The organism is Streptomyces sp. PSU-S4-23 (assembly GCF_055632315.1).
Genome location: NZ_JBVMUU010000002.1, coordinates 2,821,708 through 2,847,049, shown reverse-complemented (window position 1 = coordinate 2,847,049; position 25,342 = coordinate 2,821,708). Strand labels below are relative to the sequence as shown.

At 71.2% G+C, this 25,342-nt stretch carries 17 protein-coding genes and 1 pseudogene; 13 read left to right on the top strand and 5 right to left on the bottom strand.

Annotated elements, in window-relative coordinates:
• The first annotated feature begins 107 nt into the window (after positions 1–107).
• Both ACZ79I_RS13570 and ACZ79I_RS13565 read left to right on the top strand, forming a co-directional pair.
• Positions 108–344 (top strand): hypothetical protein, encoded by a 237-nt coding sequence (locus tag ACZ79I_RS13570; protein WP_471497301.1) that lies wholly within the window; start codon positions 108–110, stop codon positions 342–344.
• A 92-nt stretch (positions 345–436) separates the two neighbouring features.
• Entirely contained in the window at positions 437–652 is a 216-nt protein-coding gene (locus ACZ79I_RS13565; RefSeq protein WP_471505523.1) for a hypothetical protein, read from the top strand.
• Here the strand turns inward: ACZ79I_RS13565 and ACZ79I_RS13560 are convergent.
• Positions 622–831 (bottom strand): annotated as a pseudogene (locus tag ACZ79I_RS13560) (IS256 family transposase); the annotation flags it as partial. The gene ACZ79I_RS13565 and the pseudogene ACZ79I_RS13560 sit on opposite strands and share 31 nt — an antisense overlap.
• Positions 832–1,105: 274 nt before the next feature.
• Here ACZ79I_RS13560 and ACZ79I_RS13555 point away from each other — a divergent pair.
• Positions 1,106–3,106 carry a bifunctional metallophosphatase/5'-nucleotidase gene (locus ACZ79I_RS13555; protein WP_471497299.1) on the top strand — a complete coding sequence of 667 codons (2,001 nt, stop codon included), beginning with the start codon at positions 1,106–1,108 and terminating at the stop codon, positions 3,104–3,106.
• Between the two features lie 184 nt (positions 3,107–3,290).
• Here the strand turns inward: ACZ79I_RS13555 and ACZ79I_RS13550 are convergent, their stop codons facing one another.
• Together ACZ79I_RS13550 and ACZ79I_RS13545 are read right to left on the bottom strand one after the other, a co-directional pair.
• Entirely contained in the window at positions 3,291–3,890 is a 600-nt protein-coding gene (locus tag ACZ79I_RS13550; protein ID WP_471497297.1) for an FMN-binding protein, read from the bottom strand.
• 66 nt (positions 3,891–3,956) lie between these two features.
• Positions 3,957–5,288, bottom strand: coding sequence for a ferredoxin reductase family protein (locus tag ACZ79I_RS13545; protein WP_471504930.1), 1,332 nt, complete (start codon positions 5,286–5,288; stop codon positions 3,957–3,959).
• A 211-nt stretch (positions 5,289–5,499) separates the two neighbouring features.
• Here ACZ79I_RS13545 and ACZ79I_RS13540 point away from each other — a divergent pair, with 211 nt between their 5' ends.
• From ACZ79I_RS13540 to ACZ79I_RS13500, 9 genes are all read left to right on the top strand, one after another.
• Positions 5,500–6,720 (top strand): hypothetical protein, encoded by a 1,221-nt coding sequence (locus tag ACZ79I_RS13540; RefSeq protein WP_471504928.1) that lies wholly within the window; start codon positions 5,500–5,502, stop codon positions 6,718–6,720.
• A gap of 48 nt (positions 6,721–6,768) precedes the next feature.
• Positions 6,769–7,527, top strand: a complete 759-nt coding sequence (locus ACZ79I_RS13535; protein WP_471497295.1) for a TIGR03936 family radical SAM-associated protein — start codon at positions 6,769–6,771, stop codon at positions 7,525–7,527.
• A gap of 259 nt (positions 7,528–7,786) precedes the next feature.
• Positions 7,787–11,971: an Rne/Rng family ribonuclease gene (locus tag ACZ79I_RS13530; RefSeq protein WP_471497293.1), complete on the top strand. Its 4,185-nt coding sequence runs from the start codon at positions 7,787–7,789 to the stop codon at positions 11,969–11,971.
• A 461-nt stretch (positions 11,972–12,432) separates the two neighbouring features.
• Positions 12,433–13,548, top strand: a complete 1,116-nt coding sequence (locus ACZ79I_RS13525; protein WP_471497291.1) for a DegT/DnrJ/EryC1/StrS family aminotransferase — start codon at positions 12,433–12,435, stop codon at positions 13,546–13,548.
• Positions 13,545–14,567, top strand: a complete 1,023-nt coding sequence (locus ACZ79I_RS13520) for a Gfo/Idh/MocA family protein (RefSeq protein WP_471497289.1) — start codon at positions 13,545–13,547, stop codon at positions 14,565–14,567. The genes ACZ79I_RS13525 and ACZ79I_RS13520 overlap by 4 nt, the downstream gene beginning before the upstream one ends.
• Positions 14,568–14,649: 82 nt before the next feature.
• Positions 14,650–17,232 (top strand): glycosyltransferase, encoded by a 2,583-nt coding sequence (locus ACZ79I_RS13515; protein ID WP_471497287.1) that lies wholly within the window; start codon positions 14,650–14,652, stop codon positions 17,230–17,232.
• A 20-nt stretch (positions 17,233–17,252) separates the two neighbouring features.
• On the top strand, positions 17,253–18,836 hold the full coding sequence (locus tag ACZ79I_RS13510; RefSeq protein WP_471497285.1) for a glycosyltransferase family 4 protein: 1,584 nt from the start codon (positions 17,253–17,255) through the stop codon (positions 18,834–18,836).
• Positions 18,833–20,521: a glycosyltransferase family 2 protein gene (locus ACZ79I_RS13505; RefSeq protein WP_471497283.1), complete on the top strand. Its 1,689-nt coding sequence runs from the start codon at positions 18,833–18,835 to the stop codon at positions 20,519–20,521. Before ACZ79I_RS13510 ends, ACZ79I_RS13505 begins: the two co-directional genes overlap by 4 nt.
• A 9-nt stretch (positions 20,522–20,530) precedes the next feature.
• On the top strand, positions 20,531–21,814 hold the full coding sequence (locus ACZ79I_RS13500; protein ID WP_471497281.1) for a nucleotide sugar dehydrogenase: 1,284 nt from the start codon (positions 20,531–20,533) through the stop codon (positions 21,812–21,814).
• Positions 21,815–21,871: 57 nt separating this feature from the next.
• Here ACZ79I_RS13500 and ACZ79I_RS13495 read toward each other — a convergent pair whose 3' ends face one another.
• Positions 21,872–23,014: an acyltransferase family protein gene (locus tag ACZ79I_RS13495; RefSeq protein WP_471497280.1), complete on the bottom strand. Its 1,143-nt coding sequence runs from the start codon at positions 23,012–23,014 to the stop codon at positions 21,872–21,874.
• Positions 23,015–23,123: 109 nt separating this feature from the next.
• The gene (locus ACZ79I_RS13490; protein ID WP_471497278.1) at positions 23,124–23,726 is read right to left on the bottom strand and encodes an acyltransferase; all 603 of its coding nucleotides are present in this window, start codon (positions 23,724–23,726) and stop codon (positions 23,124–23,126) included.
• A 324-nt stretch (positions 23,727–24,050) separates the two neighbouring features.
• Here ACZ79I_RS13490 and ACZ79I_RS13485 point away from each other — a divergent pair, with 324 nt between their 5' ends.
• On the top strand, positions 24,051–25,307 hold the full coding sequence (locus tag ACZ79I_RS13485) for an ABC transporter substrate-binding protein (protein ID WP_471497276.1): 1,257 nt from the start codon (positions 24,051–24,053) through the stop codon (positions 25,305–25,307).
• Positions 25,308–25,342 lie beyond the last annotated feature (35 nt).

Below are 25,342 nucleotides of genomic sequence, written 5' to 3'. Positions count from 1 at the left end.
GCCCGCCGCATCGACCCGGCGACGTCCGTGGCGAGCGGTCAGCGACGGCGTTCGCCCACCACGGTGGGATCACCTGGGACGAGATCCCCGCGGACACCGCCTGGCCCGTGCTCCAGGTGATGCAGGTGTACGCGCGCGATGTGCCCTGGTACGACGGTTTCCCGCAGGGGACGGACGTCCTGCAGGTCCTGTGGTGTCCGTTCCAGCACCGCTACGACGACGCGACGGTGCCCTACAACGGCGTCGCCGGCCCGTTCGTTCAGGTTTTCAACCGCGACAGCAGCGGTCTTTCCGGGAGTCTGCCGGCGCCGCAGGAGCCCCTTGTCGTCGGGGAGCCCGGCTGAAGCCCGGCGGCCACGAGCCGTGGAACCACCAGGGCTGTTCCGGACCGGTGCGGTGCCACTCGTGCGGCAGCGAGATGCGGTTCGTCGCGGCGGTGGCCAGCAGCGAGTGGGACGGCGGCACGGCGAGCTGGGCCCCGGCCGGATGGCTCGACGCCCCTGTGGACAGCCGCCTGCGGCGTCAATCGCCCACGGGGGTGAGACTCGGCAGGGACGAGACCATGCGCGTCTTCACCTGCCCTGCCTCGCCGGAGCACCCGGTGATCAGCGACCTGATGCAGCGCTCACCGGAGACCGCGTCGACACGGTGATCGTTCGCCGCCAGGCCTTCACCTCGACCGGCCGGCCGCGGTGACCACGGACCGGGTCCGTGGTCACCGTTGCGGACCATCGGGCTCCGGCCGTGTCCGTCGGTCTCCGCAGCCAGCACGGCTATGCACTGAATGACTTCCGCTTCCAGCGCGGCGGCGAGCATCCGGCGGACTGCCTTGCCGCGCGCGGCCCTGGGCGGTCCTGACCGTCGCCCGCCCGCGCCGCGAACCGTCCGCAGTGTGAGACCACCGCCATCGCCCCGAGTCGGCGTCGCCCCACCGACCGCTGTGCTTCGCAGGTCACACCGGGTGCTCGGGGTGTCCATGAGCGGCTGGACAACGCCGTCCAGAGAAGTTGGACACGGCGGCCTCTTGGGCTGGGCATCCGCGGCGTGTTCCCCTTCCCCGCCACGGCGTATCGAAGAGCCTGGTCGATGTGACGGAAGGTGCCTCATGAGACAAGCATTGTCCGGACTCCGCGGCAGACTGCCGCGGTGGATGGGCCGCGGCTGGTTCCCGCGGACGGCGGTGGGCGTGCTCGCGGCGAGTTTCGCGGTCGTACCGAGCCTGGCAGCCTCGGGGAACCTGGCGGCCTCCGGCCCGTCGGGCGAGGACGGGGGCGGGCGTTCCGTCACCCTTGTCCACGTGGCCGACACACACGGGAAGTTCGTGCCGCACTGGGAGAAGCTGGAAGACGGCAAGTGGCACGACGGGGTGGGCGGCTTCGCTCGCACCTACACCGCCGTGCAGCGGATCAGACGGGAAACCACCGGGCGGAACCTGTTCCTGTTCAACGGGGACAATTTCTCCAGCAGCGCTGAAATGCTCTTCACCAAGGGACGTGCCGGCCTTCCGGTGATGAACAAGTTCAAGCCGGATGCGTACACCCCGGGCAACTGGGACTTCACCGAAGGCCCGCAGGAGACGCGGGCACGCTACACGGGCATCCCGGCCGGCTATCCGGGGGCGACCCCGAAGGGCAAGCCGCTGGTCGACTTCCCGGTGCTGGCCGCCGGCGTCTACAACGCACCGGGTGCGCCGCCTTACGCCAAGGTCGGAGAGCGCCCGCTGCCGCCCTACCTGTTCAAGGAGATCAACGGGGTCAAGGTCGCCGTCATCGGCCTGAACGACGACAAGCCCGGGGCCCAGGCCCGTATCTTCGCCAACGGGCTGGACTTCCACGCGGGTTACAACGACCTGCCACCGCTGGTCGAGGAGGTGCGCGCGAAGGGAGCGGAACTGGTCGTCGTGATGTCCGAGACCGGCCTGTCCCAGAACATCGCCGCGGCGCGCGACATCCCCGGGGTGGACGTGATGTTCAGCGCCGACACCCATGAGGAGACCTTCACACCGGTACGGGTGCGCAACGCCGTCGACCCCCGTCACACCACGCTGGTGGTCGAGTCGGGCGAGGGCTCGCATGTCGGCCGGATGGATCTGAAGGTCGCGGGGCACGGTACGTCGGCCCGCGTCGTGAGTTCGCGCTGGAACCTGGAGCAGGTCGACTCCTCGGTGCCCGAGGACCCGGGGATGAAGTCGATCGTCGACCAGGTGCGGGCACCCTTCCTGAAGGCCACCTGGCAGGGGCCGTTCACCCGAACCTACCCGGGCGGGGGCAAGCCGCTGGTCCTGGACAAGCCGATCGACACCGTGATCGGCACGACCGACGTCGATCTGGAGCGGGACAGCGTGTTCCCGACCGCGGGCGATGAGTTCATCTCCGACGCGGTCTGGAAGCTCAGCGGGGCGGACATCGCCGGCACGGCCGGATTCCGCTACGACTTCCCGGTCCCGGCGGGCGAGAAACTCACCGTCGGTGACGTCTACGGGTGGCTGCCGCTCGCTGCCTGGATCGGGGTCGGCGAGGTCACCGGCTCGCAGTTGAAGGAGCGGTTCGAAGGGTTCCTCAACTCGGCGCTCGACCCGAACCCCTACCGCCGGAAGGGCGGCTACGTGCCGCAGTTGTCCGGGGTGAGGTTCTCCCTCGACCTGAACGCCCCCTACGGCCCGGAGACGGGCAGGATCGTCAAGGCGGAGGTCTACGACCGCTCCACCAAGGCCTGGGAGCCGCTGGAGGACGACCGGGTCTACACCATCGCCGGGTGCTACTCGCCGGGCGACGCCCTCGACCACATGTGCCGGACCAACGGCGTGCGGAACATGAAGTTCCTCCAGAGCGACGGATCGTGGGCCGATCCGCTGGTCAAGCAACTGCCGCCCAGCAAGATGGCCACGGTCCGGCCCGCACCCGACGGCACCGTCGCGGCTCCCGACGTGCTGCTGTCGTACGCCGAGAGGCACGGCGGCCTGCACACGTCCGACCTGAACGGCATGGGGTCGAGCTGGATCGTCGTGGGCGGCACGTTGCCGGTGTCGCGGGCTGTGCCGGACAGCATGCAGCCGATCGCCGGCGCCGGGCCCTGGTGGCTGGCTGAGCCACGGGTCACCCAGTGACAACAGCCGGCGGCCGCTGAGCCGCTGCCGCGCCGCAGAGGACGGGGACGCGGTGCCCCGGGAGCCTCCGGGATACGGCACCCACCCGGCTGCTCCGGGCCTCGCATGCCGAGCACGCCCGGCTCTCGGGCCCGCCGGCAAGGGAGCGGTACGTGTCGCGTCGGCCCGCGCGTCCCACGGCGGATCAGATACCGGCCTTGTCGAGGGCGCTCTGCAGGGACTGCTTGTAGCCCTGGCTGGTGTAGGTGGCGCCGGAGACGGAGTCGATGTTCGCGCTCTGCGCGGCCAGGGTCTCCTGGTTCAGCTTGGGGACCGCCATCGAGGAGATCTCCTGGCTGCGTGCCGGCGACGAGGGGGACTGGACGGCGGTCGCCCCGGTGATCCTGCTGCCGGTGAGGGTGATCCGTACCTGGACCGGACCGTACTTCGTCTGGACCGTGCCCCCGGTGACGCTGCGGGTCGTGGGCGCGGCCGAGGTGGTCTTCGTGGCGGACGGGGTACGGCTGGTCTTCGCCGGTGCGGCCGTCGTGGAGTGCGACGCCGACGGTTTCGGGGAGGACGCCGTCTGCTTCGCGGCCGCCTTCGACGGTGAGGCGGACGGGGACGCGGACGCGGACGGGGACGCCGACGGTGAGGCGGCGACCGTGGCCTGGGCCGTGGGCGCGGCGTCGCTCTGCGCGAGCGCCGGATCCGTGTGGGGCTTGAGCGCCAGCAGCAGCACCACGGTGGAGACGGTGACGGCGCCGGCCAGCACCATCTGCCGCAGCGGATGGCTCTTTCTCATGGTTCTCACAGCGTTCTCTCGGTCGCGGGTGTCACAGCGGTATCGGTCACACGGGGTTCCGGGGCATCAGAACTCGAAGGACTCATGGTGGATGCGGCGGTCCGGGACACCCGCCTCGCACAGCGCCCCGTAGAACTCGTCGGCCAGGCCGGGCGGCCCGCAGACGTACACGTCGTGCTGGGCGATGTCCGGCAGGATCCGGCGCAGCAGCTTCGCGGTGATCGCGGGCCGCCGGCCGTCCTCCTTGTTGACCGCGTACAGCAGTTGGGCGCCGCGGGCGTCCGCGATCTCCTCCAACTCGGCCCGCAGCGCCAGGTCTTCGGCCGTACGCGCCCGGTAGAGCAGCGTCAGGTCGCCGGGCCTTCCCGGCAGGGTCTCGAACAGGGCCCGCAGCGGGGTGATGCCCGCGCCACCGGCCAGCAGCAGCACCTTGCCGCGGCTGCGGCGGGCGGCCGTCATCGCCCCGTAGGGGCCCTCCGCCCACACCCGCGTCCCGGGCCGCAGCTCCGCGAGCGCGCGGCTGTGTCCGCCGGCCGCCTTCACGGTGATGCGCAGCAGGTCGGGGCGGGGCGGCGCCGACAGCGAGTACGGGTTCGCGGTCCAGCGCAGACCCTTCGTCAGGAACCGCCAGCGGAAGAAGTGCCCGGCCTCCGCGCCCATCCGGTGCAGCCGTCTGCCCCGGATCAGTACGGAGACCACGCCCGGTGCCTCCTGTGTCACCGACTCGACCCGCATCCGGTGCCGCAGGTTGAGCCGCACCGGGACCAGCACCCGGTACCAGAGGGCCAGGGCGCCGACCGTGAGGTACAGGGCGTACCAGGCCGTGCGGGCGGTGGCGTTGCCCACGAAGTCGCCGCCGGTGGCCAGTTGGTGCCCGAAGGCGAGGTAGACCGCGGCATAGGTGAGCAGGTGGAGGTAGTACCAGGTCTCGTAGCGCATCCGGCGCCGTACGACGCCGACGGAGACGAAGCCGACGAGCAGGAGGAGCAGGGTGCCGGCCGTCGCCTTGACCATCTCCGGGTAGCCGGTCACGACGGAGACCGTCTGCGGCACGATGCCCGTGTGCCCCTGGAGCGCGTACCCGTACAGGGTCAGCACGACGTGGGCGAGGGTCAGCAAGAGCGCGTAGCGGCCGCTCATCGCGTGCCAGCGGGCCACCCTGTCCGAGCCCACCCGGCGTTCGAGGGCCGGGACGCGCGCCATCTGCGCCACGGTCAGGGCGATGACGTAGCCGGCGAGGAGTCCGGTCATCCGGCCCGCGTGGGTGAGCCGGTCGGCGGTGGTCGCGGCGACGGCCGGGGTGTCATCCCACCACAGCCACAGGACGCCGGCCGCGCCGGCCCAGGCGAGCACGAGCAGGGGTATCGCGGGAGAACGACGCGGGCGGATGCGGCGCATGGCCTGCCGCCGTCCTGCCCGGCTGTGCTGGATTGTGGTCAAGGTGGCCTTCCTTCCCCTTGCCTGATGCGCAGGCACCCTATACGGACCGGCCACCTCCGCATCAGTGGCCGAAATGGGACGCCGTGCCCTGGGAGGGGAGGGCGGTGCCGGGAGCGGCGGCACGGCGCGCCACCGCATCCGTTCGGGCCACCGGCGCGTCTACGCCGGTATGGAGCCCGAGAAGCCGCCACAGCAGCACGCCGAAGGATGTCTCACCGTCGCCGTCCGTCTGCCGGTGCGGATCGTCGTGCTCGTCCTGGTCGTGCCCGTGCGCATGGTGTGGGACGTGCTGGTCGTCGGCGGGCGGTTCCTGCGGGACACCGTGCTGCGGCCGGCGGGCCGCGCCCTGCTGTGGGCGGCGTGGGCGGTGCTCGTATGGCCGTGGGTGACGCTGTGGCGCCACGCCCTCGTGCCGCTCGGCAAGGGGCTCGGCCGGCTGGGCCGTGTTCTCGTCGTCGTCCCGGCCCAGTGGCTGTACCGCTGTGTGCTGACGCCCCTGGGGCACGGCATCGCCTGGCTGTACGCGCGCGTGCTGACGCCGTTGGGGCGTGCGCTGACCTGGCTGGCCGAGGGGGTGGGCCGGGTCCTCGCCGTGGTGGGGGGCGGGGTGTGGGCGGGTGTGGTGTGGTTTGTGCGGTATCTGGTGGTCGGTCCGGTGGTGTGGTCGTACGCGCGCGTGCTGACGCCGTTGGGGCGTGCGCTGACCTGGCTGGCCGAGGGGGTGGGCCGGGTCCTCGCCGTGGTGGGGGGCGGGGTGTGGGCGGGCGTGGTGTGGTTTGTGCGGTATCTGGTCGTCGGTCCGGTGGTGTGGTCGTACGCGCGCGTGCTGACGCCCCTGGGGCGCGGCATCGCCTGGCTCGCCGGCGGCCTCCTGTGGCTCGCCCGTGTGCTCCTCACCGGCATTGGGGCCGGGCTCGGCCGGCTGGTGCACGTCCTGCTGGTGCTGCCCGCGCTCGCCCTGTGGCGGTGGGTCCTCGCCCCGGTGGGACATGTCCTCGCGGCCGCTGGCCGCGAGATCGGCGCCGCGCTCGGTCACGCCTGGCGCGTCGCCGGGCACATCTCGCTCGCTGTGGGACGCTTCCTCGGCACCCTCTTCCGGTGGATCTTCGTGGCTCCGGCGCGGTGGGTGTACCGGACGGTCCTGACGCCCGTCGGGCACATCGTCCGCGACCTGGTGCTGCGGCCCGCCGCCGAGGCCGCGCGCAGCGCCGGCCGGGCCGCGCGGCAGGCGCTGGCCTTCGCGCGCGAGTCCGTGCGGCAGGCCCGGTCCGACGTCCGCCGCATGCTCTTCGGCACCGCCCGCGAGCCGCGGCCGGTCTCCCGGCGGGAACCGAAGGCCGCCGCGACACGTACTCTTGGTAGCAGTACGACCGCTCTCACGAAGGACTGAACGACACTGGGCAAGCGACAGCCCGAAGGCCCGCCGCCCGCACCCGCGGTGCAGCGCATCCGACTGCGCTACACCAAGCGCGGCCGCCTCCGGTTCACCAGCCACCGTGACTTCCAGCGCGCCTTCGAGCGTGCGCTGCGCCGGGCCGAGGTGCCGATGGCGTACTCGGCCGGGTTCACGCCGCATCCGAAGGTGTCGTACGCCAATGCCGCACCCACCGGCACGGGCAGTGAGGCGGAGTATCTGGAGATCGCGCTCACCGAGGCGCGCGATCCGGACACGTTGCGTGAGCTCCTCGACGAGTCGCTGCCCGCGGGGCTCGACATCGTCGAGGCGGTCGAGGCCCGCACCTCCGGGCTCGCCGACCGGCTCGACGCGTCGGTGTGGGACCTGCGCCTGAACGGCGTGGCCCTCGCGGACGCAGAGCGCGCGGTGGCGGCCTTCGACGCGGCCGGGACCGTCGACGTGCAGCGACTGACCAAGAACGGCGTGCGCACGTTCGACGCCCGCGCCGCGGTCGTGAGTCTGGAAGCTCACAGTGATGGGCCGACCGACCAGCCCTGTGCGATACTGCGGCTGGTTGTTCGGCACGTGACGCCTGCCGTACGACCCGACGACGTCCTGTCCGGTCTCCGCGCCGTGGCCGACCTGGCGCCGCCGGTCCCCGCAGCGGTGACCAGGCTGGCGCAGGGGCTGCTCGATGAAGAGACCGGCACGGTGACCGACCCGCTCGCGCCCGACCGCGAGGCGGCGGCGACCGAGCCACCCGTGGCCGCCGCATCCGCCGCCGCGACGGCGCCGGAGTAAGGACGGTCCCGCGTAGGGACGGACGTCGTAGCGCCGCCCTCGTACTCGGGAGCCACCTGGGTCGGGCAGCGCACCCACCAGAAGACTTTCGCCAGGCCGTACGTACATTGCGTACGGAACCGGCGAGACAGGACACAGAGAGCTCCCGTGCGGCGCCCGCGCCCCGGACGGCGGCACCGCGCGACGCGCGAGCCGCGGACGTCACCGGCGATGCCGGACCAGGCGCGGCGCCCGGGAGCCTGACGGGAGAAACGCCCGCATGCTCGAACCGACCGAACCCATCGAGGGTTCCGAACACAACACCCCCAGTGACACCCTGCCCCCGCGCCGCCGGCGCCGCGCCGCGTCGCGGCCGGCCGGCCCGCCGTCGGCCGAGGCCGACGCCGCGACCACCGACCCCGCGGCGGGCGAGGTGGTGACCCCTGCGGCGCCGGCCATACCGGCCGCGGAGGACATGGAGACCGGCGAGGTCACCGGGGCAGAAGAGATCCAGCAGACGGAGGCGGAGGCCGAGGCCGCCGTTTCCGAGGAGGCCGAGGTGCCTGCCGCGGCCACAGCCGACGAGCCGGCCGAGGAGCCCGTGGCGCCTCGTGCGCGTCGTCGTGCGACGCGGCGTGTGTCGGCGCCTGCCAGCGCGCCGGCGGCGGAGGCCGCGGAGGCCGCGGAGGTCGTGCTGCCCGCGGGCGGCGACGCCGCTGCCGAGGTGCCTGCCGCGGCCACAGCCGACGAGCCGGCCGAGGAGCCCGTGGCGCCTCGTGCGCGTCGTCGTGCGACGCGGCGTGTGTCGGCGCCTGCCGGCGCGCCGGCGGCGGAGGCCGCGGAGGTCGTGGTGCCCGCGGGCGGCGATGTCGCCGCGGAGGCGGCCGGCGCTGCCGCCGAGGCGGCGGAGCCGGCCGCCGAGGAGGAGGCCCCGCGGCGCACCCGTCGTCGGACCGCGCGCCGTGCCACCTCGCCCGCCGGGGCCCCGGCGGCTGCCGAGGCAGCCGGGACTCCCGTGGCCGCGGAGGCCCCTGGGGCCATCGAGAGCGTCGGGGTCACCGAGGCTCAGCCCGTCACCGCGGATGTCGCGGAGGCGCCGGTGAGCGAGGCGGCCGAGCCGGTGCCCGCCGAGGAGGCCCCCGCCGCCGAGGAAGCCCCCCGCCGTACCCGTCGCCGGGCCGCCCGCCGCGTGTCCGCGCCCGCCGCCGTGGAGGAGACCGAGGCCGAGGAGGCCCCCGCCGCCGAGGCGGAGACCCCGGCTGCTCCGACCCCCGCCGCCGAGGCGGAGACCCCGGCCGCTCAGGCCCCCGCCGCCGAGGCGGTGGAGCCGGCCGCCGAGGAGACCGCCCCGCGCCGCACGCGCCGTCGCGTCGTCCGCAAGGCAGCCGCCGGTTTCGCCGAGCCCGCGCAGTCCGCCGCCGAGGAGTCGCCCGAGGCCGTGCAGCGGCCCGCGCGGCCCACCGTCGCCGTGTTCCAGGCGCCGGTGTTCACCGAGCCCATGTTCCAGACCCCGGAGCGGGCCGCCGCTGCCGCTGCGGCCGAGGCCGCGGAGCACGAGGAGGCCGAGGAGCCGGAGGAGGCCGCCGGCCCGCGTCGCCGTCGTCGTCGCCGGGGCGGCGAGGAGGAGGCCGGGGCCCCCGTGCCGGAGACCACCGAAGAGGTGGAGGAGCCCGAGGAGCCCGAGGAGCCTGAGGAGGCCGAGGAGGCCGAGGAGGCCGCCGAGGGTGAGGAGGCCGAGGAGCCCGGTGCGCGGCGCCGCCGTCGCCGCGGTGGCCGTCGCCGCCGCCGTGGTGAGGCCCCCGAGGGCGCGGAGGGCGAGGAACTCGCCGCCGAACAGGCCGCGCAGGACACCGAGGACACCGCCGAGCAGGTGGAGGAGGACGCCGAGGAGGCGGCCGAGGAGGAGCGCGGCGAGGAGCCGGAGTCCTCCGCCGCCACGGCCGGCAGCCGTCGCCGCCGCCGTCGCCGCCGCCGGGCCGGTGAGGAGCCCGGCGCCGAGTCGGCCGTCGACGAACCCGAGCGTACGGTCGTCAAGATCCGTGAGCCCCGCAAGAAGGAGGAGCACCCCAGCGACGAGGTGCAGTCCATCAAGGGCTCGACACGCCTGGAGGCCAAGAAGCAGCGCCGCCGCGAGGGCCGCGAGCAGGGCCGCCGCCGGGTGCCGATCATCACCGAGGCCGAGTTCCTCGCCCGCCGCGAGGCCGTCGAGCGCGTCATGGCGGTCCGGCAGAACGGCGATCGTACACAGATCGGCGTGCTCGAGGACGGTGTGCTCGTGGAGCACTACGTCAACAAGGAGCAGTCGACCTCGTACGTCGGCAACGTCTACCTGGGCAAGGTGCAGAACGTCCTGCCGTCGATGGAGGCCGCCTTCATCGACATCGGCAAGGGCCGCAACGCCGTCCTGTACGCCGGTGAGGTCAACTTCGAGGCGCTGGGCCTCGCGAGCGGACCGCGGCGCATCGAGTCCGCGCTGAAGTCCGGGCAGTCGGTCCTCGTCCAGGTCACCAAGGACCCGATCGGACACAAGGGCGCCCGCCTGACCAGCCAGGTCTCCCTGCCCGGCCGCTACCTGGTGTACGTGCCCGAGGGCTCGATGACCGGCATCAGCCGCAAGCTGCCCGACACCGAGCGGGCACGGCTGAAGACCATCCTCAAGAAGATCGTCCCCGAGGACGCGGGCGTCATCGTGCGCACCGCCGCCGAGGGCGCGAGCGAGGAGGAGCTGCGCCGGGACGTCGAGCGGCTGCAGGCGCAGTGGGAGGAGATCCAGAAGAAGGCGAAGAACGGCAGCGCGCCGACGCTGCTGTACGGCGAGCCGGACATGACGGTCCGGGTCGTGCGCGACATCTTCAACGAGGACTTCTCCAAGGTCGTCGTCAGCGGTGACGAGGCGTGGGAGACCATCCACGGATACGTCTCGCACGTCGCGCCCGACCTGGCCGAACGCCTGCAGAGGTGGACCAGCGAGGTCGACGTCTTCGCCACCTACCGGATCGACGAGCAGCTCGCCAAGGCGCTGGACCGGAAGGTCTGGCTGCCCAGCGGCGGTTCGCTGGTGATCGACCGGACCGAGGCGATGGTCGTCATCGACGTCAACACCGGCAAGTTCACCGGCCAGGGCGGCAACCTGGAGGAGACCGTCACCAGGAACAACCTGGAGGCGGCCGAGGAGATCGTGCGCCAGCTGCGGCTGCGCGACCTCGGCGGCATCATCGTCATCGACTTCATCGACATGGTGCTGGAGTCCAACCGGGACCTGGTGCTGCGGCGCCTGCTGGAGTGCCTGGGCCGGGACCGCACCAAGCACCAGGTGGCCGAGGTGACCTCGCTGGGTCTTGTGCAGATGACGCGCAAGCGCGTCGGACAGGGCCTGCTGGAGTCCTTCTCCGAGACCTGCGTCCACTGCAACGGCCGCGGCCTGATCGTGCACATGGACCAGGCGGCCCCGCCCGCCGGCGGCAAGCGCAAGAAGCGCGGCCGGGGTGGTGCCGAGCAGGAGCCGGAGACGCGTGAGGCGGCGGTCACGGAGGCCGAGGCGCCCGCCGAGGAGCCCGAGGCGGTCCCCGCGGTCGTCGCGCTGCCCGAGCCGGCCGCCGCGGAGGCCTTCGCGCCGGACGAGGAGCTGTACAGCAGCATCGCCGAGGCGGAGGCCGCCGCGTCGCGGGGCCGTGCGCGGCGCCGGGCGACCCGGCGGGTGTCGGCCCCGGCGGGTGCGCCGCGGACCGAGGAGCGGGCCCCGAAGTCCCGTACCGGCGAGCGTGCGCCGAAGCGGGCCCAGGCTGCGGAGGCGGAGGCGGAGCCGGTGGCGGCCGAGGAGCCGGCCGTCGCGAAGCCCGCCGTCGAGGCGCCGGCCGTCGAAGCGCCGGTCGCCGAGGCGCCCGCTCCGGCCGAGGAGGAGGCCGCACCCAAGGGTCGTACGCGCCGCCGCGCCACCCGCAAGGTGTCGGCGCCGGCCGGTGCGCCCGGCACGCCCGAGGAGGTCGTGGTGACGGTCACCGAACCCGAGCCGCAGGCCGCCGAGGAGGCACCGGCCGAGGCCGGGCCGCAGGCCGGCGCGGAGGAGGCCGTCGAGCCGGCCGAGGCGCCCGCCGAGAGCGCCGCTCCGGCCCGTCCGCGCCGTCGTGCCGTGCGCAAGGCCACCGCGCCCACCTCGTCCGAGGAGGCGGCCGTCCTGGTCGTCCCGTCGGCGGGAGAGGCGGAGGCCCCCGCAGAGGCGGAGGCGGAGGCCCCTGCGGAGGCGGAGGCCGAGGCGACGGCGCCCGCCAAGAAGACGGCGCGCAAGGCGGCCAAGAAGGCCACGGCGAAGAAGGCCGCCACCAAGAAGACCGTCGCCAAGAAGACCGCGGCCAAGAAGACGGCCGCGAAGAAGACGACGGCCAAGAAGGCGGCGAAGACCGCTTCGAAGAAGACGGCGGCGGCGCAGCAGGCGGCCCCGTCCGTCTCCGCCCCCACGGAGGACTGACCGGGACCGCCCCTCGGGGCGCCTGAGCGAACGGCGCGGGACACCGAACCCGGTGTCCCGCGCCCGGGCCGGCCGCGGCGTGTCCAAGGTCCGTCGCCCGTCCTTGACGACCTGGTCACTCTGCGTGCCGGATGTGACCGATCAGCCGTCAAGCCAAGGTCTCTCTGTCGTAACCCTGAGGAAAAACTTTGCTTCTGTGCTGGTAACGTGACTGCGGTTCCAGCCGCCGCTGGCAGGCGCGCCGGACCACAGCCGACGTACGTGTCCGGTCGTCCCGTCCACAGCACGGCTGTCCTCTCGCAAGAACCTTCTGGGGGAGGGTCTTCAGCGAACACCGTTCGCCGGCCACGTCTGCAGGCGAACGTTTCAGGGAGCGGACACACGCGCGCTCGGCACCGTCCCTTCCCGACCCGTCACGAAGTGGTGCGCCCTCGTGGTCGCCGAAGAGGAGGGGGATGTCGATGACCGACACCCACGAGCCGATACCAGCAGCCAAGCCCGTGATCGGGGAGGAGGAGATCGAGGCCGCCGTGCGCGTCCTGCGCAGCGGCAGGGTCGTACAGGGCCCCGAGGTGGCCGCCTTCGAGGCGGAGTTCTCCGAGCTGGTGAACATGCGGCACTGCGTCGCGGTCAATTCCGGCACCTCCGCGCTTCACCTGACACTGCTGGCGCTGGGCCTCGGTCCGGGTGACGAGGTCATCGTGCCGTCGTTCTCCTTCGCCGCCTCCGCCAACGCCGTGCGGCTCGTGGGCGCCGACGTGGTCTTCGCCGACATCGAGCCCGACACCTTCTGCGTGGACCCGGCGGCCGTCGAGGCGGCCATCACACCGCGCACCGCCGCGATCATGCCGGTCCACCTCTACGGCCACCCGGCCGCCATGGGCCAGATCACGGCCATCGCCGAACGGCACGGCCTGGCCGTGGTGGAGGACGCCTGCCAGGCGCACGCCGCCTCGCTCGACGGAACCCCGGTCGGCGCGTTCGGCACCGCCGGGACGTTCAGCTTCTACCCGACCAAGAACATGCACAGCCTCGAAGGCGGCATGGTGACCACCGCCGACGCGGAACTCGCCCGCACCCTGCGGCTGCTGCGCAACCAGGGCATGGAGCAGCGCTACGCGAACGAGATCGTCGGCGCCAACATGCGCATGACGGACGTCTCCGCGGCGATCGGCCGGGTCCAGCGCGCCAAGCTGGAGGGCTGGACCGAGCAGCGCATCGCCAACGCCGCGTACCTGACGGAGCACATCACCGCGCCGAACGTGGTCACGCCGAAGGTCGCCGAGGGCGCCCGGCACGTGTACCACCAGTACACCGTGAGGGTCCGCGGCGACCGCGACGCCGCCATGGCGCGCCTCGCCGAGGCCGGCGTCGGCAACGCCGTGTACTACCCGACCCCGATCCACCGGCTGAAGCCGTACTGGGAACCGGACCAGAAGGCCGGCCGCGCCTGGGAACTGCCCGAGACGGAGCGCGCGGCCGCCGAGGTCGTGTCGCTGCCCGTCCACCCCGCGCTGTCGGCGGGAGACCTGGAGCGCATCGTGACCGCCGTGAACGCGCTGGGAGAGCAGCTGTGACCACCGCCAGACCCCTTCGGGCCGGACTCATCGGCCTCGGTTCCATGGGGCGCCACCACGCCCGTGTCCTCGCCGGCCTGGAAGGTGTCGACTTCGTCGGCATCGTCGACCCGATGGGCGACAAGTACGGGGCCTCCCAGGGCGCGCCCATCGTGAACACCGTCGACGAACTCATCGACCTGGGCGTCGACTACACCGTCGTGGCCTGCCCCACGGGGCTGCACGAGGAGGTCGGCCTGCGGCTCGCCGAGGCCGGTGTGTGCGCGCTGGTGGAGAAGCCGGTCGCCGACACGGTCGAAGGGGCGCGCCGCCTCGTCGAGGCGTTCGAGTCGCGCGGCCTGGTGGCCGGTGTGGGGCACATCGAGCGGTGCAATCCCGCTCTGCGGTCGCTGCGGTCCCGTCTGGAGGCCGGCGAGCTCGGCGACATCTACCAGGTCGTCACCCGCCGCCAGGGCCCCTTCCCGCACCGCATAGCGGACGTCGGGGTGGTCAAGGACCTCGCCACCCACGACATCGACCTCACCGGCTGGGTGACGGGGCACGAGTACGTGTCCATCGCCGCGCACACCGTCCACAAGAGCGGCCGCGAACACGAGGACATGGTCTCCGCGGTCGGCCGCCTCGACGACGGCACCATGGTCAACCACCTGGTCAACTGGCTGAGCCCGTTCAAGGAGCGCTTCACCTCGGTCACCGGCGAGCGCGGCTGCTTCATCGCCGACACCCTCACCGCGGACCTGACCTTCCACTCCAACGCCGCGGTGGCGACCGAGTGGGAGATGCTGCAGGCATTCCGGGGCGTCTCCGAGGGCGACATGATCCGCTACGCCATCCAGAAGCGGGAGCCGCTCCTCGTCGAGCACGAACTGTTCCGGGACGCCGTACTCGGCAAGCCCGCCGACATCTGCACCCTGCGCCAGGGCATGCGGACGGTGGAGGTCGCGGCGGCGGTGCTCGAGTCGGCCGTCGGTGGCAGTACCGTCCTTATCGACCAGGAAGAGCACCTGGCCGCCCGATAAGCCCGGCGCGCCGCCGTTGCTCCCCGGCCCCCCTTCGAGACAAGGGGGGCCGCACTCCTGTACTACCTGGAGGAAGTACCTGATGGAACCCCGTGCTCGCAGGCCGAGACTGGCAGTGATCGTTGCCAACGGCATCACGGGTGACTCGCGCGTGCAGAAGACCGCTGTGGCTGCGGCGCGAGACGGCTGGGACGTGACCCTGATAGGCAGGAGCGACACCAAGCGCGTACAGCGGTCGAAGATGGGGCCCGTCGACGTGATCCGGGTGCCGGTGGGAGCGGACTACATGCGCGGTGCGAAGGCGCGCAGAGGACGTAAGCTGCGAGCGGCCGCCACCCAGTACCACCTTCCCGACCAGGCGGCCCTGAAGCGCTACAACGCCGCCTACAAGGCCTGGGTCCGCCAGAAGTCCGCCGAGAGCAACTGGGCGGGTGCCCCGCGCCGTACGTCCATCAAGGCGGTGCTGCGCGCCCGCCGGTACGTGCACACGCTGCGCGTGCAGGCCTACAAGTGGGAGCAGCGGCGCAAGCCCAAGGACCCGGTCCGGAACTGGCGTCTCGACTGGCCGCAGGTGGTCGACCTGGACCTGGCCTTCGGCCCGGTGATCGAGGAGATCGAGCCGGACGTCATCCACGCCAACGATGTGACGATGATCGCCACGGCCGCGCTCAGCGCCGCCCGGCTGCGCGCACGCGGCCACGCGTGCTCCTGGCTGTACGACGCGCACGAGTACGTCAGGGGCGTGGAATGGCCCGACCCCCGCCAGGCGTACGCACTGCCTGCGGTGGAGGCCGAGTTCATCGGCCGTGCCGACGCGGTGGTCACTGTCTCCTCACAGATGGCCCAGCTGCTGCAGGAGGACCACAGACTGCCCAAGCCGCCGCTGGTGGTGGGCAACGCGCCGGTCCGCGAGGTGATCGGCGCCGGCAGGTCCACCTCGTCGGTGCGTGAGGCATGCGGCCTCGGTCCCGACGTGCCGCTCATGGTCTACTCGGGATGGATCGGCCCGGAGCGCGGAGTGGACGCCGTCATCGAGGGTCTGCCGGAACTGCCGGGCTTCCATCTCGCCCTGGTCCACGGCCGGATGACACCGCTGCTCGAAACACTGCTCGCGCGGGCCGAGTCCCTCGGCGTACGCGACCGGGTCCACCTCGTGCCGTACGTGCCGCAGCACGAGGTCGCCGACTACCTCTCCTCCGCCGACCTCGGACTCACTCCCTTCCGGCGCGTCCCCAACTGCGAGGTGTCGCTGCCGACGAAGGTCTCCGAGTACCTTCAGGCCGGGCTGCCCCTGGTCACCAGCGACGTGAAGGTCATCAAGGCGTACGTCGAGGAGCACGGCCTGGGCGAGGTGTGGACCTGGGACGACCCGAAGACCTTCGCGAAGGCCGCAGCACGGGCCATGGAGAACCACGGCAGGCTCGCCGATGCGATCACCGAGGACGTCCTCACCGACCTGTCCTGGGAAGCGCAGAGCGGCAAGCTGCTGCGGCTGTACCGCGACCTGTCGAAGAGGACGCCGCCCGGCCCACGCCCCGAGGTGTCCTGGACGGTGCAGGAGACCCCCGACGCCGTCCGGACGGCGGAGACCACCGATGCCGACGGCCGGCCGATGTGGCGGAAGATCGGTGACACCCGCGTCCGGCTGGGCCTCGGCCCCGCCAACTACGCAGGGCAGGGCGCCGCGTTCGCGCAGGCGATCACGCGACAGAACCCGGACGTGTCCGCCGAGGTCGTGATGAACAAGCGGCCGGAGTCTTTCGACTACCCGGCCGACGTGTACGTCGACGCGGACCGGCTGCGGGACCTCGACGTGCAGGTCCAGCAGATGGAACGGATCATCGGCCGCTGCACGCACCTGCTCGTCGACGCCTTCATGCCGGTGTTCGGCCACCTCAACGGCACGTCCATCGCCGGTGATCTCGACGCGCTGAAGCAGGCCGGCATCAAGGTGGCACTGCTCGCGCACGGCAGCGAGATCCGCCACCCGGGCAATCACATGGCGCGCCACCCGTTCTCGCTCTTCCATGACGCCCCCGACGGCATCGCGAAGAAGCTCCAGGCCAAAGCCGAGCTGAACAAGCGGATCGCGTCCGACCTCGGTCTGCCGCTCTATGTCACGACCCCGGACCTCCTGGAGGACCTGCCGACGGCGAAGTGGACACCGCTGGTGGTGGATGTCGAGAGCTGGGCCACCGACCGCCCGGTCATGGAGCGCAAACGCCCGCTGGTGCTCCACGCCCCGTCGAAGCGGTGGACCAAGGGCACCGACCGGATCATGCCGGTGCTCACCGAGCTCCACGACAAGGGGGTCATCGAGTTCCGGCTCGCCGAGGGCATTCCATGGGCGCAGATGCGCGAGCTCGTGCAGAGCTGCGACCTTGTGCTAGACCAGTTCACCACCGGCAGCTACGGCACCTTCGCCGTGGAGGCCATGGCCGCGGGCAAGCCCGTCGTCGCCTACATCAGCGACGGTGTGAAGGCCGCGACGGATGGTGCCCTGCCCATCGTCGGCGCCACCCCCGACACCCTCCGCGAGGTGGTGGAGGGGCTGGTCGACGACCCCGAGGGTACGGCCGGTATCGGTCGTCGGTCCGTCGAGTTCGCCCGGACGTACCACGACGGAACCTGGACCGCCCAAGTCCTGGGCCAGTTCCTGAAGTGACCAGTTCAGAAAGGCTGTTCATGGAAGCGCAGAGCACCGACGCGCCACGACCGGCCAAAGGCCGCGTCGTCATGCTGGTCGACAACAACGTCCAGAACGACTCGCGGGTACAGAAGGCCGCCGAGTCCGCGGCGGCCGTCGGCTGGGACGTGGTACTGCTCGGCCTGGTGCGTTCCGGCAGCGGGCGCAGCTATAAGCTCGGCGACGCGGAGGTCCGGCTGCTGCCGCTGAAGACGCCACTGGCCAAGCGGCACGCCGAGCGGCACCGCTCACCTCTGCGCAGTCCGCTCGCCTACCCGCCGGGACCGATGTCGGCCTACCGCCGCCAGTGGGCCAAGGCATGGCGGGCGGACGTGGCCACCCGCAGGGCCGCGCTGAAGGTGGCACCGCAGGCCGTGGGCAGCCCGATGTTCCGGCGCGTCGAGGCGCTGCGCCTTCTGGCGGCCGGGCCGGTGTCCAGGTTCATGCAGAAGTGGGTCGGGTTCCGCGCGCGCCAGACCAGCCGGGCGCAGAAGGCGGGCCGTGCCCTGCGCGGGCCGGTCGACCGCGCCTTCACCGCCCTGTGGAAGGCCGTCAAGGGCAAGCGCGCCTGGCGCCGTCTTGAACCGGTCCTGTGGGACTACGAGTTGACCTATGGCAAGGAGATCGACGCCCTCAAGCCCGACCTGATCCACGCCAACGACTTCCGGATGCTCGGGGTCGGTGCCCGCGCCGCGATCCGGGCGCGCGCCAAGGGCCGCTCGGTCAAGCTGGTGTGGGACGCCCACGAGTACCTGCCCGGCGTCCGCCCGTGGGAGGACAACGCCCACTGGATCCCCGGCAACACCGCGCACGAGAGCGAGTACGCCCCGTTCGCCGACGCCGTGGTCACCGTCTCCGATGGCCTGGGGGACCTGCTCAAGGAGCGCCACGGCCTCAAGGAGCAGCCGACCGTCGTCCTGAACGCTCCCGACCGCCCCGCCGAGCGGGTTTCGGCGCTCGAGGACACCGAGCCGGAGCCGGACCTGCGCGCACTGTGCGGCATAGGACCTGAGGTCCCCCTGGTCGTCTACAGCGGCTCGCCCGGCCCGCAGCGCGGCCTCGGCGACATGGTGGAGGCCCTGCCGAAGCTCGACGGCGTCCACATGGCGTTCGTCGTGCCGTCGCCTGCGGCCGCCTACATCCAAGGCCTGCTGCAGCGCGCGCAGGAACTCGGTGTCGGAGACCGGCTGCACGCCGTCCCGTACGTCAAGCACTGGCAGGTGGTCCGCTTCCTGTCCGCGGCGGACGCCGGATGTATCCCGATCCACCACTGGCCCAACCACGAGATCGCCCTCATCACGAAGTTCTTCGAGTACTCGCACGCCCGGCTGCCGCTGGTGGTGAGCGACGTGAAGACGATGTCCGAGGTCACCCGGTCCACGGGCCAGGGTGAGATATGCCGGGCCGAGGACGTCGACGACCTCGTGCGCGCGATCAGGGCCGTGCTGGCCGACCCCGACAGGTACCGGGCCGCCTACGACAAGCCCGGGCTGCTCGACGCCTGGACCTGGGAGGCGCAGGCCGAGGTGCTGGACGAGCTGTACACCCGGTTGGTTGCGAGATCATCGAAGGCGGGTTCATGAGCGGGGAAGTTCCCGACGTCACTGTCGTCGTGGCCGTCTACAACACCATGCCCTACCTGACGGAGTGCCTGAACTCCCTGGTGGGGCAGAGCATCGGCCGCGACCGGCTGGAGATCGTCGCGGTCGACGACGGATCGACCGACGACAGCGGCCGCGAACTCGACCGGTACGCGCGGCTGTATCCGGACACCGTCAAGGTGATCCACCAGGCCAACTCCGGCGGCCCCGCCGCGCCCAGCAACCGCGCGCTGGAAGCGGCCAGGGGCCGGTACGTGTACTTCATCGGCTCCGACGACTACCTCGGCGAAGAGGCCCTGGAGCGCATGGTGGCCTGCGCCGACGCGGGGGAGGCGGACGTCGTCGTCGGCAGGATGGTCGGCACGAACGGCCGGTACGTGCACCAGGCGCTGTTCAAGGACGGCAACCGGGACGTCGACCTGTACGACTCCGCCCTGCCGTTCACCCTGGCCAACACCAAGCTCTTCCGCCGGGAGCTGGTGGAGAAGCACAAGCTGCGCTTCCCCGAGAACCTGCCCGTCGGCAGCGACCAGCCGTTCACCATCGAGGCATGCGTGCGCGCGCGGAAGATCTCGGTGGTGGCCGACTACGTCTGCTATTACGCAGTCAAGCGCGGCGACGCCAGCAACATCACCTACCGGGCCGACCACCTGTCCCGGCTGCGCTGCACGGCCGAGATCATGGACTTCACGGCCGGTCTCCTCGAGGCGGGCCCCCAGCGCGATGCCGTACTGCACCGGCACTTCACCTGGGAACTGGCCAAGCTCGTGCAGGACGACTTCCCCGGCCTGGGCCGCGTCGTGCAGCGGGAGATCTGCGCGGGCATCGCCCGGCTCGCCGAGGCGTACTTCACCGACGGTGTCCGTGACCGGATGGACGTCAAGCGCCGGGTGCGCATCGCCCTGGCCCAGGCCGGCGCCGTCGACGAGCTGTGCGAGGCGATCACCTTCGAGGAGGAGCACGGCGCGCCGCCCCCCTTCGTCGTCGAGGGCGACCGCGCCTACGCCCGTTACCCGGGCTTCCGCGTTCCTCTTCCGGACCTGTCCGACCGTGTGTACGAGCTGATCGGTGAGGCGGTCCCCGGCCCCCTCGCCGCAGGGACCGAACTGCTCGGGTCCGGGTGGGAGCAGCCGGGCGACGGCTTCGTCTACACGGCCTCCGTGCGGGTGCCCGTCGTCGGTGACGTCGAGGGCGCCACCCTGCGGCTGGTCCGGGGCGCCATGCCCAAGTCGGCGAACAAGCACGGCGCCCGCAGGCTCCCCGCGGACCACATGCTGCCCGCGCCGGTCGGGAAGGTCGAGGTGGAGCCCGCCGAGGACGGCGCCGCCACCGTGCTGCACGCCCGTGTCCCGCTGGAACGGCGTACCGTGAAACTAGGCGTCCGCGTGTACGTGGACGTCGCCGGCGAGACCTACGAGATCGCCGTGCGCGGCAGGGACAAGCCGATGCCGTTGGCTCGCCGCTGGGGCCGTCCCGAGGATCCGTACCGTGCCTCCGCGCTGGTCAACGACAAGGGTCGTGTGGTGATCGACACGGCTCAGATGTACCCGCCGAAGCGGCACCTGGCCTACCGGGCCATGAGGCGCGTCGCCAGGAAGCTGAAGTCCTGTGCCGTCGGCTTGAAGTCGATCGGCTCCAAGAAGCCGAACGGTTCCAGAAGGAAGTAGCGATCGTCCATGAACATCTGTGTAGTAGCGCTCGGCAAGATCGGTCTTCCGCTGGCCGTGCAGTTCGCATCCAAGGGCCACCGGGTCATCGGCGCGGACGTCAACGAGAAGGTCGTCGAACTGGTCAACGCCGGCGTCGAGCCCTTCCCCGGTGAGCACGACCTGGACGTCAAGCTCAAGCAGGCCGTCGACGCCGGTCTGCTGAGTGCGACCACGGACACCGCGGCGGCGGTCTCCGAGTCCGATGCCGTGGTCGTGGTCGTGCCGCTGTTCGTCGACGCCGAGGGCGTGCCGGACTTCGGCTGGATGGACGCCGCCACGAAGGCGATAGCCCAGGGAATCAAGCCGGGCACCCTCGTCTCGTACGAGACCACGCTGCCGGTCGGCACCACCCGCACCCGCTGGGCGCCGATGCTGGCCGAGGGCTCCGGCCTGACCGCCGGTGAGGACTTCCAGCTGGTCTTCTCGCCGGAACGTGTGCTCACCGGCCGGGTCTTCGCCGACCTGCGCCGCTACCCGAAGCTGGTCGGCGGTATCGACGAGGCGTCCACCGCCCGCGGTGTGGCCTTCTACGAGCAGGTCCTCGACTTCGACGAGCGTGGCGACCTGCCCCAGCCGAACGGTGTGTGGGACTTGGGCACGGCCGAGGCGTCCGAGCTGGCCAAGCTCGCCGAGACCACCTACCGTGACGTCAACATTGGTCTGGCGAACCAGTTCGCGCGCTTCGCCGACGCCAACGGCATCGACGTCAAGAAGGTCATCGACGCCTGCAACTCGCAGCCCTACAGCCACATCCACCAGCCGGGCATCGCCGTCGGCGGCCACTGCATCCCGATCTACCCGCGGATGTACCTGTGGAACGACCCGGCGGCCACCGTCGTGCGTTCGGCCCGCGAGGCGAACGCCGCGATGCCGGAGTACGCCGTCGACCTGCTCGCCGCCGCCTACGGGGAGCTGACCGGCGTCAACGTGCTCGTGCTGGGCGCCGCCTACCGCGGCGGAGTGAAGGAGACCGCGTTCTCGGGCGTCTTCCCGACCGTCGAAGCCCTCAGGGCGCGCGGCGCGGTGCCCTTTGTCTCGGACCCGATGTACACGGCTGACGAGCTGTCCGCGCTGGGCCTGACGCCTCACCGGGGTGAGAAGGTCACCGCCGCGATCCTGCAGGCCGACCACGCGGAGTACCGCTCCCTGAGCCCTGCCGACCTGCCAGATGTCACGGTGCTCGTCGATGGGCGTCGCACGACCGACTCGGAGGCGTGGAAGGGTGTCCGGCGCGTCGTGATCGGCGGCTGACACCTCCGGGTACGGAAGGGGCTCGTCCGCCGGACGAGCCCCTTCCCGTACCCGGGGTCAGCTTTGGGTGCTCGCCGTGTGTCGACGGGATTCTTTCTCCAGTGTGGCGCGCAGCCACCTCTGCGACGGCTTCTCCACGAAGCGGTGCACGAGCCACGACAGCACGATCAGCGCCCCCGTGGTGGCACCGAGTGTGGCCCACGCCCCGATGTGCCCGTACATCGTGCGGATCATCGCCCAGCCGAGCTCCTCGTGGAGCAGATAGAGCGGGTAGACCAGTGCACCGGCCGAGGCCAGCCACTTCCAGCCGATCCGGTCGAGTTTGTGCAACGCGACGACGAGTACCAGCAGATAGAAGACGGTGACCAGGGCGAGGGCGATGTACGGGTCGCGGTCCATGCCCTTGTCGTGGCGCAGGTGGTCGGCGTGTTCGACGAGGTCGCTCTGCATCACCAGCCAACTCGCGCCGAGCAGGCCCCACAGCTTGAGGTCGGGGCCGAAGCGGTACATCAGGTACATCGCGATGCCGGAGACGAACAGTGCGGTGTTCAGCGGCTGGGCGAAGACGCCGAGCAGCGGGACGTCGTCCTGCTGCACCAGGACGCTCGCGAGCAGCCAGAGCCAGCAGAAGACGGAGACGCGGGTGTAGTCCAGCCCCTTCCAGAGCACTATCAGGAAGATCAGGTAGAAGGTGAGCTCCGCCCACAGCGTCCAGTAGGCGCCTACGAGATGCCGGGCCGAGAGCGGCACCTGGAACATCGTCAGGTTGGTCAGCGACTCGCTGACGCTGGGCGCCTTGCGCACGCCGTCGGGCAGCCCCCGCCAGACGAGGACGGCGACGACTATCGAGAACCAGTAGGCAGGGAAGAGCCGCAGAAAGCGGGCCCGCACGAACTGGCCGGGTGTGCGGTCCCATGCGGACAGGCAGATGACGAAGCCGCTGATGATGAAGAACAACTGGACGCCGTACGAGCCGTACGAGGTGACCGGGAAGAGCCAGGGGAACAGCTCTTTGGGGTTCACACCCCAGTTCGCCCGGGTTGCTGCGTCCACACCGGTGAAGTGGAATATCAGCACGGACAGCGCCGCCACTACCCGGAGCGCGTCCAGTGCGTAGAGCCGGGGGGCCGACCTCTCCCCGGGGTGCTCCGGGCCGTACGCGTCCGCCGGGGCCGGAACCTTGACGTCGGTCTGCGACATGCGTGGTCCTCGCTGTGTGTCCTGGTTGCCCGGACCGCGCGGTCCGGGCACCGATGGGGCTGGAGGACCGAGGGCTCCGGTTTCCCGGGGCCCGCCTCCGGCTGCCCGCTCACTTTGCCTCGGTGAGCGTCCCTTCGGCTGTCTCCATGTACAGTCGGCCGGATTTCGGGCACTCCCACGCCCCGGCCTCGTCCTCACGCTCGACCAGGCGGACACCCTCGTGGCCGACCCAGCCGATCTGCCGGGCGGGCACGCCGACGACCAGCGCGAAGTCCGGGACGTCCTTGGTGACTACCGCGCCGGCTGCGACCATGGCCCACCGGCCGATTTCGACCGGGGCCACACACACCGATCGCGCGCCGATCGAGGCGCCGTCGGCGATCTTCACACCGACGGCCTCCCAGTCGCCGCCACGCTTCAGCGTGCCCTCGGGGTCTACCGAGCGCGGGTTGTGGTCGTTGGTGAGGACCACGGCGGGGCCGATGAAGACACCGTCACCGAGTTCGGCCGGCTCGTAGACGAGCGCGTAGTTCTGCAGCTTGCAGTTGTCGCCCATCCGCACGCCCGAGCCGACGTACGCTCCACGGCCGATCACGCAGCCCTTGCCCAGGCGGGCGCCCTCCCGGATCTGCGCGAGCTCCCACACGCTGCTTCCATCACCGATCTCGGCGGTCTCGTCGACCTGGGCGCTGGGCTGGACCCTGTAGTTCACTTCTCTGCCTTCCGCTGTTGGCCTCGGCGGCGAGCATACGGGCAGGGTCCCGGCGCGTGTCACGGGCCGTGCTCGTCTCCATGCCCATGTGCGCGCACTATCCGCGGACTCCATGGGCGATATGTGACATGTGCCCTTGTTGTGTAATCAGCGGTGCTTGGCGTGAAGTCGTGCTCCCACCCCGTCCGGCTGTGACGGGTTCAGCAGGTCATGCTATATGTTCAGCTTCTCGGTCGCCCGTCAGGTGCCCCGTTGTCCGACCGAATCGGATCTTCTGTAGGATTCGGGAATCTGGTTCTCTCTTCTCATGGCTTCCGGGAACACATGAACTCAGGCATCCGGCGTGCTGCGGCATCTCTGGCATTGACGCTCGCTCTCGTCGTCGCCGGGTGCGGGGACGGGCCTGGTTCGGCGCCGAAAAGCGTCACTGTCTGGGTCTACCCGGTGATCGCTGACCACAAGGCCGGCGCCGCGTATTGGGAGCAGATCGAGAAGGACTTCGAGAAGAGCACGCCTGGCGTGCGGCTCTCCGTCGAGCAGCAGCCGTGGCGAGGCCGCGATGAGAAGATCGCCACCGCACTTGCCGGCGGCAGGGGACCGGATGTCGTACTCCTGACGCCGGACCAGATTTCGCGGTTTGCCGCCGGTGGTGTCATCGCCTCGGTGAAGGGGGCATTGGGCCGCAGTGCCGACAAGTTCTTGCCTGCCGCCCTGGAAGCGGTGACGCAGAGAGGCGTGATCTACGGCGCGCCCGTCTATCAGACGGTCACGACCACGATCTACAACAAGAAGCTGCTGGCAGATGCCGGTGTCACCATGCCGCCCGCTACCTGGGACGAGATCAGGGCCGCCGCCCCCAAGCTGCGGAGGAAGGGTATCGCCGTCCTCGACTACTCCGCCGGCGACAATGCTTCTCTGAACCTCAACTTCTACCCGTTGCTGTGGCAGGCCGGTGGCAGGGTCTTCTCCGAGGACGGCAAGAAGGCCGCCTTCAACAGCCCTGAGGGTGTTGAGGCGCTCACCTTCCTCGTGGCGCTCTACCGGGCGGGCGCGGTCCCCAAGTCGTCGCTGACGAACGACAACCACATCGTCGGCCAGGCACTCGGCAATCAGCAGGCGGCGATGGGCTACTCCGCCGTCCCGGCCGATGCCGATCAGATGGCGAAGCTCTGGGGCGCCGAGAACGTCTTGGTGGGCGCGCCGCTCAAGGGCCCTGCCCGTGAGGTCGCGTTCGGTATTCCCGGTGCTCTTGCCATAAATGCCCGATCGCGGCACAAGGGGGTGGCGGAGAAGTTCCTCGCTTTCATGACCCAGCCGGAGCAGATCAAGTCCATCGGCAGGATGAGCGGTTACCTGTCACCGCGTACCGATGTCATCGTGCCGAGCGATTCACCCTATGCGATGCAGTACCAGGCGGCCCTGGCGAGTACCTTCCCCGGAGAGCTCGAACCGTCCGCTCGTCAGCTCATGGGATTGCTCGCTCCCGAGATTCGGGCAGCGCTGTCCGGTGAGAAGAGTCCCAAGGAGGCTCTTGACTCGGCGGCTGCGGCAGCCGCCGAGTTGCTCGCCCGGCAGCGCTGAATGTGGCGGGCGGACGTCGTCGTGACCCGTGGCCG